The sequence below is a fragment of the Arthrobacter sp. Br18 genome (assembly GCF_000520555.1).
GTDB lineage: Bacteria > Actinomycetota > Actinomycetes > Actinomycetales > Micrococcaceae > Arthrobacter_D.
This window is the reverse complement of record NZ_AZSA01000254.1, coordinates 1-9,639: the sequence shown is the minus strand read 5'-3', so window position 1 is coordinate 9,639 and position 9,639 is coordinate 1. Positions and strand designations below refer to the sequence as shown.

At 61.8% G+C, this 9,639-nt stretch carries 12 protein-coding genes and 1 pseudogene; 3 read left to right on the top strand and 10 right to left on the bottom strand.

All coding sequences use genetic code 11. The annotated features are described in order from the left end of the window. The first annotated feature begins 4 nt into the window (after positions 1-4). Positions 5-106, top strand: coding sequence for a sodium-dependent bicarbonate transport family permease (locus Y704_RS23745; RefSeq protein ID WP_275451043.1), 102 nt, complete (start codon positions 5-7; stop codon positions 104-106). 5 nt (positions 107-111) lie between these two features. After that, positions 112-414 carry a P-II family nitrogen regulator gene (locus Y704_RS0101440; RefSeq protein WP_026548810.1) on the top strand — a complete coding sequence of 101 codons (303 nt, stop codon included), beginning with the start codon at positions 112-114 and terminating at the stop codon, positions 412-414. Positions 415-472: 58 nt separating this feature from the next. Here the strand turns inward: Y704_RS0101440 and Y704_RS0101435 are convergent, their stop codons facing one another. From Y704_RS0101435 to Y704_RS0101425, 3 genes are all read right to left on the bottom strand, one after another. Further along, positions 473-949 carry a universal stress protein gene (locus Y704_RS0101435; RefSeq protein ID WP_162149342.1) on the bottom strand — a complete coding sequence of 159 codons (477 nt, stop codon included), beginning with the start codon at positions 947-949 and terminating at the stop codon, positions 473-475. Continuing rightward, a complete protein-coding gene (locus Y704_RS0101430) occupies positions 946-1,413 on the bottom strand; it encodes a hypothetical protein (protein WP_155850158.1) in 468 nt (155 codons plus the stop codon). The genes Y704_RS0101435 and Y704_RS0101430 overlap by 4 nt, the downstream gene beginning before the upstream one ends. Positions 1,414-1,533: 120 nt before the next feature. After that, complete coding sequence (locus Y704_RS0101425) at positions 1,534-1,881, bottom strand: helix-turn-helix transcriptional regulator (protein WP_026548807.1); 348 nt, start codon at positions 1,879-1,881, stop codon at positions 1,534-1,536. A 150-nt stretch (positions 1,882-2,031) separates the two neighbouring features. Between Y704_RS0101425 and Y704_RS0101420 the strand changes: the two genes are divergently transcribed. Continuing rightward, entirely contained in the window at positions 2,032-3,036 is a 1,005-nt protein-coding gene (locus Y704_RS0101420; RefSeq protein WP_026548806.1) for a TerC/Alx family metal homeostasis membrane protein, read from the top strand. A gap of 539 nt (positions 3,037-3,575) precedes the next feature. Here the strand turns inward: Y704_RS0101420 and Y704_RS18105 are convergent. The 7 genes and pseudogenes from Y704_RS18105 to Y704_RS0101385 form a co-directional block, all read right to left on the bottom strand. Continuing rightward, positions 3,576-4,159: pseudogene (locus Y704_RS18105) on the bottom strand (recombinase family protein). A gap of 271 nt (positions 4,160-4,430) precedes the next feature. Further along, positions 4,431-4,916, bottom strand: a complete 486-nt coding sequence (locus Y704_RS0101410) for a succinate dehydrogenase hydrophobic membrane anchor subunit (protein WP_051476582.1) — start codon at positions 4,914-4,916, stop codon at positions 4,431-4,433. Beyond that, positions 4,913-5,494 carry a dTMP kinase gene (locus Y704_RS0101405; RefSeq protein WP_026548804.1) on the bottom strand — a complete coding sequence of 194 codons (582 nt, stop codon included), beginning with the start codon at positions 5,492-5,494 and terminating at the stop codon, positions 4,913-4,915. The genes Y704_RS0101410 and Y704_RS0101405 overlap by 4 nt, the downstream gene beginning before the upstream one ends. A 257-nt stretch (positions 5,495-5,751) precedes the next feature. Next, positions 5,752-5,943, bottom strand: coding sequence for a hypothetical protein (locus Y704_RS23740; RefSeq protein WP_155850157.1), 192 nt, complete (start codon positions 5,941-5,943; stop codon positions 5,752-5,754). 25 nt (positions 5,944-5,968) lie between these two features. Then, positions 5,969-6,331, bottom strand: a complete 363-nt coding sequence (locus Y704_RS0101395) for a helix-turn-helix transcriptional regulator (protein ID WP_253904186.1) — start codon at positions 6,329-6,331, stop codon at positions 5,969-5,971. Positions 6,332-6,825: 494 nt separating this feature from the next. Next, complete coding sequence (locus tag Y704_RS0101390; RefSeq protein ID WP_026548802.1) at positions 6,826-7,935, bottom strand: TerC family protein; 1,110 nt, start codon at positions 7,933-7,935, stop codon at positions 6,826-6,828. Positions 7,936-8,259: 324 nt separating this feature from the next. Beyond that, entirely contained in the window at positions 8,260-9,609 is a 1,350-nt protein-coding gene (locus Y704_RS0101385; RefSeq protein WP_026548801.1) for a hemolysin family protein, read from the bottom strand. Between the last annotated feature and the right edge of the window lie 30 nt (positions 9,610-9,639).

The window sequence follows — 9,639 nt, the reverse complement described above, 5'->3', positions numbered from 1 at the left end:
GTCGCTGGCCGCCGCACTGGGGATCACGTTCCCGTTCAATGTACTGTTTGGCATCCCGATGTACCACGCGCTAGCCGTGTGGGCCCACACATTCGCGAAAGGATAAGACCGATGCAAAGCCATGCACGCAAGTTATTGACCGTCGTCACCGAAGCGGTACTTGAGGCCACCCTCACCCGTGAGATCGACCGGCTCAATGCCCGCGGATACACCATCACCGACGCCCGAGGCAAAGGTCACCGCGGCGTCCGCAGTGCCGGTTGGGAAGCGAACAGCAACATCCGCATCGAGGTGGTGTGTGACGACCGGACAGCCGGCGCAATTGCCGCCCACCTTCAGGAGCACTACTACCAGGACTACGCCATGATCCTGTTCGTGAGTGACATCGAAGTCTTGCGCCCGGAGAAATTCTAGACCCTGACCGCACCGGGCCCACGCAAAGGATCCGGCGAAGGTCCGGAGCGCCGCGGCCTCAGCTCCAGGGGCGCACGACCAGGACCGGGCAGGACGCATGCCGGACGCACTGGTCATTTACGGAGCCGAGCAGCATCCCGGCGAGACCGCCGCGCCCGCGCGATCCGACAACCAGCATTCGGGCCTCCCGTGAGACGTCAATGAGACCCTTTGCCGCCCCGGCGTTAACGGCCCTGTAGCTAATGGAAACCGTGGGGTATCTGTCAACGCTCATTTGCACATCCCGCATGAACTCCCCATGCACCGTCGCTGCGTACTCATCAAAGGACGACACATACCCGAACTTCCAGCCGGGTGGCCGCGGAGCGGTGGCGATGGACCAGGCCCGCACGATGACGACGGCGGCCTGCAGTTGCTCAGCGAGTCCAAGTGCCATGTCCAGGGCGTAATAGGCGCAGTAAGATCCATCATGACCGACCACAATGCTGTTGTTCGGTGCCGGTTTCAGCCCGTCACCCGGGCTTTCCCGGGTCACTGATGGTTCCCCTTGTTCCGGGAGGCTGCAACTGCACCGGTTGCCGGCCAGCGGATGGCACCGCGGCCGCGGGCCAGTCGCTCCAATGCTGCGGCAATACGGCGGGTCTGCCCGGACTCAGAGCCGCCGCCCCGGTAGGTCATCGAGACAGTTTCAAATGTGACCCCGGCAGGATCCAGCACCTGATGTCCGAGACGCTCCAACCGGAGCACCTCCTGCTTCCTGCGCGCGGTGACGAACCGGACCAGAGCGGGGTCGGTCGTGAAGCCCAAACGGGGCCGGATGAGAGCGACCAGCAAGCGGGCACCGACGCCGCGCGCCTGCGGGGCCGCCAGGGCCAGAAGATCGGCAGCGTCCGACTCAGCGGCGATGACGATGAGATACACCGGCGCTGTGGAATCCGCGACGGTGGCGGGAGCACCGCCCAAAAGCTGCGGTCTGAAATGCGCCTCTCGATTATTCAAGAGCGAGCTCCTTCTAAACCGCCGCCGCCCAGCCGTGCCGAGGACACGGCATCCGGCCGCCCTGCCACCCGTGCGGTAGCGTATGATTCAACCAATGAACTTAGATTAGCGAACTACAGTTCAGGTGTCTATAGTGCGGGAGGTGGGTTCAGGGACGAGAACCGCGAGGAGCTGGTCCAACTCGTGGCCGGCATCGACGGGATGGCGAAAGGGGCGGCCGGTGGCGACGGTGTAGCTGTTGCGACGCCCGGCGCGCGTTCTCGTGATATAGCCGGCCTCAACAAGGTCAGCTGCGATCTTCTGCGCTGCGCGTTCCGTCACCCCCACCCGCGCGGCGACGTCTCGCATCCGGACCTGCGGATCACGGGCGATGGTGAGCAGAACGTGGGCGTGGTTGGTGAGGAACGTCCACCGCGTCCCGCTGGCGGGCACGGGGGGTGTCCCGGAGTCAAAATCCTGGGTTGCCATTTCAAGGACAATAGCCCATCAGGCGCCCGGTCGATGTCCGGGAGTGCGCGCCGCCGGGTCCCGCGGCCGTGTTGTCCGTGTTCCGGCGCCTTTCCACTTACTGCAGGAAAAACGACCAATCAGTCTCAGTTGACAACAGGAAGGTCGACAATGCTCGAAGTCAGTGCACTCCGCTGGACGCTCACCATCGGACTTATCCTCGGGCTGCTCGCCCTGGATCTTGGACTGGCCGCCGCGCGGCCGCACGTTGTCAAGTTCCGCGAAGCCGCCATTTCATCCGTCCTGTATGTTGCCGTGGCCATTGTGTTTGGACTGGTCTTCGCCGCCCAGGTCGGCTGGGACTACGGCGCAGAATACTTTGCCGGCTATATCGTCGAGAAAAGTCTGTCCATCGACAATCTCTTCGTCTTCGTGATCATCATGTCGACCTTCGCCGTCCCCGAGAAGTACCAGCAGAAGGTCCTGATCTTCGGAATAGCCCTGGCCCTGGTCCTGCGCGGGATCTTCATCGCCCTGGGCGCAGCACTGCTCCAGTTGTTCTCCTTCATGTTCCTGATCTTCGGCTTGGTGCTGATCGTGACGGCCGTTCAACTTTACCGGCACCGCAACGCAGACCCGGATGTCCATGACAACGTGCTGGTCCGCGTGGCCCGCCGCGCGCTGACCGTCACAAAGGACTACGAGGACGGGCGGTTGTTCACGCGCAGCGCCGGGCGCCGGGCGGTGACGCCGCTTTTCATTGTGCTGGTGGCAATCGGCAGCACCGACCTGCTGTTCGCGCTCGACTCGATCCCGGCTATTTTCGGTATTACCGCCGAACCGTACATCGTCTTCACCGCCAATGCCTTCGCCCTGCTCGGGTTGCGGGCGCTGTTCTTCCTCGTTAAGGGGCTTCTGGACCGGCTGGTCTATCTCTCCACGGGTCTGGCGCTTATTCTGGCCTTCATCGGAGTGAAACTGGTTCTGCACTGGGGGCACGGCATCGATGGCCGGGTACCGGAAATCAGCACCAACATCAGCCTTATCGTCATCGCAGTCGTCCTGACTGTGACCACCATCGCAAGCCTGATCAAGGTCCGCAGGGACCCCACCGCACGCGCCCACGCCGGCTCGCTAACAGCGGAGGACCCTTCCGATTCAGGCCGGACCGGCTGACCGGGCACACGAACTCGTAGGCCATCGGCGGAACAGTTCAGCGGCGGCTGGCACTACGTGCCCTGCACGAAGCAGCAGGTTTGACGAACCGCCGGGCTGCGCGGAGCCAAAACACCAGCACCGTGATGCTGCCGGTTCCCACGGACGCCCAGCCGCTGTACAGCGTCCCTCGAACTAAGTGTTCCGAACGCGCTCCAGTGGGTTCCAGATAACGGCGCGGTTCCTCCCCTGTCGAAAAGCGACCACGCCATGGGCCGGGCTGGTGAATCGGGGATACCGGCGGAGTGCTACGTGTCGTCTTCAATACCGTCGCCGAGCCGTTGCCGTCCCGGAACCCAGACGCCCCTCATGACCGGAACCAGTCTCAAGCGACAGACGGGGAGGTCAGAGCACCGGACCCCGGCCGCCGAAGCGATCAGATCTACACCACCACGCGTCCTCGGATCGCTACAACGTCCCTAACCCCGTTCACATCCTTGGTACTGGGATGGGCTTGTCACCGGGCAGTCCAACGTCGAAGGCGCACCTCGGCGGCCCACCTACCGGGAAAGGAGCTTTTCGCCGTCGGGGCGCAGTTCCCCGGTCGGTGACACGTGCCGGTACAGGGTCTGGCGGGTGATGCCGAGTTCGGCGCAGAGGTCGCTGACTTTGGTATCCGGCTTGCCCATGGATGCCATGGCGAGGCGGAGTTTCGCGGGGGTCGTTTTGTAGGGGCGGAGGCGAGGCCGGCGAGGGTGCGTTCGGAGATGAGTTCGCGTTCGAATTCGGCGAGGGCGGCGAAGATCCCGAAGACGAGTTTCCCGGATGCGGTGGTGGTGTCGATGGCGGCGCCCTGTCCGGTGAGGACCTTGAGTCCGATGCCGCGTTCGGTGAGGTCGTGGACGATGTTGACCAGGTGGCGCAGGTCCCGGCCTAGCCGGTCGAGTTTCCAAACAATCAGGGTGTCTTCGTGGCGCAGGGCTTTGAGGCAGGCGACCAGCTGGGGCCGGTCTTCCTTCTTCCCGGAGGCCCTGTCTTCGTAGAGGGAGTCTTCGGCGATGCCGGCGGCCAGGAGTGCGTCGCGCTGCAGGTCGGTGCTCTGGGATCCGTCCGCTTTTGAGACGCGCATGTATCCGACAAGCACTGGCTTCTCCTCTGTTATTTATACGTTCGTTTAAGTGACAGCCAGGGACTTTCAGCGAGAGTGGCTGTAACTGTTAACTTCGTCTGGCGGCTTTTTACAGTTGGGAATGGCGGTTCCTGATGACGTCGGCTCCGGGATTTTTTTGGCATAGCGCCGTAAGCGGTCCGCGGGATGAAGTCCGGAACCGCCAGATGAACTGTTAAAAACCCGCCATTTCTAACTGACAGTCACACTGAGTGCCTTCGCTGCCGAGTGTTCTATGGGCGGTCGTTCAGGATGCGGTGCTCGATTCACTGGGTGATGCGCAGAATGCGGGCAGTGATTCTGTGGCGGCTTGGGTGGGGCAGGGGTCGAAGGTGAAGATGACGAGTGATCCGAGCGCGATGATGGTTGCCGAGCAGGTGAGTAGGACGGCTTTGAGCATCAGGCGGATCCTGGCGGTGTCGGCGTAGTCGTTGATGATGACGCGGAGTCCGTTGCTGCCGTGGAGCATGGCGAGCCAGAGCATGATCAGGTCGAACCATTGCCAGAAGGGGTGCGCCCATTTTCCGGCGACGAAAGCGAAATCAATTTGTTGGATGCCGTCGCCGAGCATGAGGTTTACGAAGAGGTGCACGAAGATCAGGACTACCAGGAGCGCGCCGGAGCATCGCATGAACAGCCACGCTATGAGTTCGGTGTTGCTGCCCGTTTTCGATCGGTTGCGCGGAGGACTAATCTGCGGGCCATCATAGGTGTTTCTGCGTCCAGTCCTCATTGGAGTCCCAATCCGCACACCCCGAGATTTTGCAGCATGTCCTCGACGAGCTGCTCGGAGGGGAGGCTCGCGTCGATAACGACGAAGGACGGAAAGTTCTTCAGTTCCCGGTATGCCGCATCGAACGCCTGCAAGTGCTCGAAGGTCTCGGTGTCCGCGGCTCGGCGACGGACTCTGCAGTACGCGATGTCAGCCGGGACGTCGAAGTAGAAGACGATATCCGGGGCGGGTAGGACTTTGAGCAGGAAAGGCAGCAGCCATCCTGAACGCAGCCCCCGCGCCCGGCGGAGCGCCACCTGACAGTAGAGGTACCTGTCCATGATGAGGACCCCGGATCCGACCTTGGCGCGCAGGTGAGACGCCAGCACGTTGATGCAGCGAATGCTGGTCTCTATCGCATCGAGTAGAACCACCGGAGGTTGGATGCTGCGTCGCTTACACCACGCGGTGATACTGCGTCGGCCCGAACGGTTCATGGTGAAGGTCGCCGGATACTCTGCCGCGGTGAGGCGCTGCGCGAGCAGCCGACCTGCTGTGCTTTTGCCCGCCCCGTCCACACCAACCAACACGATGATCATGGCTTATCGCCGTCGTGTCGGGGGTAGCGCCGGCAAAAACCAGCGCTTCCTGCCGTGGAGGCCACGCGCAATCCTGTTGCGGCCAAAGACAAAGCGGGTCGCCGGACATCCCAGACGCGGTGGTATGGGAGGAACCTGCACCTTCGATCCTGCTGTGCCAGCCGTTCACGGCCGCGCCGAGATGCTGGATACTCCCTCGTCATATCTGTCTCCCAACCTTTTGGGTCCCTGGATGCTTCAGACCGGCCTTGCTGCCTCTAGCCCCCGTCCTGCTCTTCGTCCTGCTGTTCGTCCTGGATGTCAGGATTATCGCCCTGGTCTTGGTCTTCGCCGTCTTGTTCTTCTATTCCTGGGGTTTGCGGCAGTTGTGCGTCGTCGCAGCTGGTCAGGAACAGGGCTCCGGTCAGGAGTAGACCGGAGCCCAGAAGGGCTGTGGCTCGGGTTCTCATGGTGATTTCCTTTCGTAGTCGTCCGTTAGTGGGGAGCGAAGATCGCCAGGAGTGCACCGACTTCCTGGTGTGCCTCGGCGGGATGGCGGAAGTGCTGGCGGGGTTGGATCACATAGCGGGTACGGCGTCCTTCCCGGATGCGTTCCAGGCACCCCGCCTCTTCGAGGTCTTTGAGGATGTGCAGGGTCGCCCTGGGAGTGATCCCAACCGTGGCAGCCACGTCATCAACGAGAACGCGGGGATTCGCGTGCACGGCCAGCAGGACGTGGCTGTGATTGGTCAGGAACGTCCACTGATGCGATGACGCCTGGGTTGGCGCTACGTCGGGGGTCGCTATTTCGTTGGCCGGTATTTCTGGGGCCGGATTCGTTGAATTCGTGCGCGACATTGGAGCGGTCCTTTCCTTGGATGAAGCTAGATCCTCTTCCGACCAGTGTGCTGTGCGTTGTGCTTGGTCATCCGTTATACGCAGGATTTCCACACCCCGTACTAACGGCCCAGGCAGCTCAATGGGAGTAACGACGGCGGCCGCGCCTGCCCTGCGCACCGCCCGGGCCAGGGCTGTGGCCCGGGCCGGACGGGAACGCCTGAATGAGAACGTGCCGTGCCATACGACGCGCGCGGGAACGGAGAATCCCGCCGCTTCCAGTACAGGCCGAACCTTGCCAGCGAGGGCTTCGGCTTCGCGCAGCGCTCGTCCATACATCCTCGCCACTATCGCCGGATCGGTGGTGAACGCCGGCCGTTGTATTGGCACCAGAAGTAGTATGGGTCTTTCCTGTTCTGAAGCAGCCCAAACCGCGCTGTGCGCCACAGTTGTAGCAACGGATTCGTCGGGGACAATGACGACGACGGGGCGCCGCGGGAAGGCAGAAGCTGCGCTCATCGTGCACCACCGTCCCTACCTGCGGACTCTCGATCGTCCTCGTCCTCGTCCCCGTCAGCGTTTACGGTCTCGGCCCGCGGGCTGGTGCGGACTTCGCCACGGTGACGCCGCCACACTGGCTCCAGCTCGGCGTTTTCTTCCTCAGTGGCGACCCGGAAAGGCGGCTCGGTTGGCTGGGGGACGGCTTTGCGGCCCTGGCCGCGGGTGGCGCGCAGGCTGGCAACGATGGAGACCGTGATGATAGTGGCGACCACAGCGAGGGAGATGGTTGTGGGGATGTAGAACAGATCGATTTTGAGGAGCATCTTGATGCCGACCCAGATCAGTACCAAGGCCAACCCGATCTTCAGGTAGATGAACCGGTGGATCGAATCTGCCAGCAGGAAGTACATCGCGCGCAGGCCCAGGATCGCGAACGCGTTGGCGGTGAAGACGAGGAAAACTTCGTCGGTGACCGCGAAAATAGCCGGGATGGAGTCGACAGCGAAAACTATGTCCGTGGCCTCGATCAGTACCAGCACCGCCAGCAGCGGGGTGGCCAGTAACACCCCGTTCCTGCGGATGAGCAACTTCTGCCCGTGGTAAGCCTCGGTCATCGGCACGAATCGCCGGAAGCCGCGAAGCACTATCGACTGCTCGGGGTTCAGGTGAGCGTTGCGCTGCCGGATCATCCTCCACCCGGTGTAGAGCAGGAAGGCCGCGAAAACGTAGAGAATCCAGGAGAAGTTCTGAATCAGCACGGCGCCGGCGGCGATGAAGATTCCGCGGAAGATCAGTGCCCCTAGCACGCCCAGGAACAAGACTCGGTGCTGGAACTCGCGCGGAACGGCGAAGTAGCTGAAGATGATTGCCCAAACAAAAACGTTATCCACCGAGAGGGACTTCTCAATGAGGTAGCCGGCGAAGTACTGCTGACCGAACTCGGCCCCCCAGTTCATCCAGACCACTACGCCGAAAGCGACACCGAAGGCCACCCACACACCGGACCAGATGGCGGCTTCTCTCACGCCGATAACGTGGGCGCGACGGTGAGCAAAAAGGTCGACAGCCAGCATCACAACTATGAAGGCCAGTACCGCAGCCCAAATCCAGAATGGGACATCCATGAAAAACCCTCCGATCGAATCGATCGGAGGTCTTTCCCGCCCCCGAAAGGGCTTGTCCGCCGGGCTGCTCATGAGCCGTAGTGACGACGGGCCGATTAGGGGATACTCCCCTCCGTGTACCAAACAAGTGAAGCACACTTCACCTACCAAGGGAAGAGCGGCACGCCATACCAGCGTCGAGGGGGGCTGCTGCGCCACCAGTAAACCAGGATTAACGCCGCTTCCGGCGCAGAAGTCAGGCCACCTGCACAATGATCGATCTGGGCGCGACGATTGCACGGGGTTTTCGCGCCAGCCCCTCATGGGCGGTGTTCTCTTCTGGTGTCAGAGCTGATCGCGTTCGGGTGATTCGTCCCCGCCACCGATGGCCCCCGACGGAAGGTGCAGGCGCGTAACGGTAATCCTCTCCACGCGGTGGTCCGATACCAGGGCCACCTCGAAGAGGTGGCCCTGTGTCTCAACGCTGTCCCCATGATCGGGGATCCGCCCCAGCCGGTCGATGATGAAACCTGCGATCGTCTCATAGGGGCCGTCATCGGGGAGTTCAATCCCGATGAGTTCCGGGACGTCCTCGATAATCAATCGGGCGTCAATCTCCCGCGACTCCCCTTCCACCAGGGCAGCGGCTTCTACTTCGTCCAACTGCTGGTCCCTATCGTATTCGTCATAGATCTCGCCAACGATTTCCTCAACGAGGTCCTCAAGGGTGACGATCCCATCAGTGCCCCCGTACTCGTCGACGACCAACGCCATGTGCTGTCCCTGCTGACGCATCAGACTCAGCGATGGAAGGAGCTTATTCGTTCCCGGTAGGGGATAAATAGGGCGGATCAGGTCCGCGACAGTTCTCTCTTCACCCCCATGGGCCTCGAAGAGGTCCCGAAGATGAACGAACCCAACAACGTCGTCCTGCGTTGCCTTATATACGGGGTATCGGGTGTACGGGTGATTTGCGATGACGGCTTTGGCGTCCTCGACAGACAGATCAGCGCGGAGAAAAACGACATCTGGCCTCGGCCGCATAACCTCACGGATCAATCGATCGCCGGCGCCGAAAACATCCGAAAGGATCCTTCGATGCTCCCGATTAAGGTTCGGGGTTTCCGTGAGCATCTGCTGCAAGTCTTCAGCGCTCACTTCCTGCGTTCGGGCATGAGGGTCACCACCGAGGATCCTTACCACCGCATTGGTAGAAACGGACAGCAACCAGATGACCGGCCGCATGAGTCGCGCGAATATGTTCAGCGGTGGCGCCAGAGCGCGGGTGAACCCCACGGCACGCTGCATAGCGAGTCGTTTCGGCACCAGCTCACCGAAGACAAGGGACAGATACGCGATGATCAGGGTCATTCCGATCAGAGCGACGGTGTCTGCTGCCTGAGGCGACAGGCCGCGACCTTCCAGGATCAGTGCGACATCGGGACCGAGTGTCGAGGCACCGTACGCGGAGGAGAAGAACCCAGCCAGGGTCACCCCGATCTGCACCGCGGACAGAAACAGGTTTGGGTTACGGACTAACGCCGCCGTCTTCGGTCCGTGCTTACCGCCGGTCTCGATCCTGCGGACCTGGTTTTCCCGCAAGGTCACTATAGCCATCTCAGTGCCTGCGAATACACCACCGATCAGGACGAACAACAGAACCAGCAAAGCATTAAGTACAGTATCGCCGTCCATACCCCGAGTCTAGAAGAACCCCCCCCCCCC

Coding starts and splice junctions, on each gene's coding strand:
- Y704_RS0101420 (WP_026548806.1), top strand. CDS start 2,032: ATGCTCGAAGTCAGTGCACTCCGCTGGACGCTCACCATCGGACTTATC.
- Y704_RS0101395 (WP_253904186.1), bottom strand. CDS start 6,331: ATGTCGCGCACGAATTCAACGAATCCGGCCCCAGAAATACCGGCCAAC.
- Y704_RS0101410 (WP_051476582.1), bottom strand. CDS start 4,916: ATGAGGACTGGACGCAGAAACACCTATGATGGCCCGCAGATTAGTCCT.
- Y704_RS0101405 (WP_026548804.1), bottom strand. CDS start 5,494: ATGATCATCGTGTTGGTTGGTGTGGACGGGGCGGGCAAAAGCACAGCA.
- Y704_RS23740 (WP_155850157.1), bottom strand. CDS start 5,943: ATGAGAACCCGAGCCACAGCCCTTCTGGGCTCCGGTCTACTCCTGACC.
- Y704_RS0101440 (WP_026548810.1), top strand. CDS start 112: ATGCAAAGCCATGCACGCAAGTTATTGACCGTCGTCACCGAAGCGGTA.
- Y704_RS0101390 (WP_026548802.1), bottom strand. CDS start 7,935: ATGGATGTCCCATTCTGGATTTGGGCTGCGGTACTGGCCTTCATAGTT.
- Y704_RS0101425 (WP_026548807.1), bottom strand. CDS start 1,881: ATGGCAACCCAGGATTTTGACTCCGGGACACCCCCCGTGCCCGCCAGC.
- Y704_RS0101385 (WP_026548801.1), bottom strand. CDS start 9,609: ATGGACGGCGATACTGTACTTAATGCTTTGCTGGTTCTGTTGTTCGTC.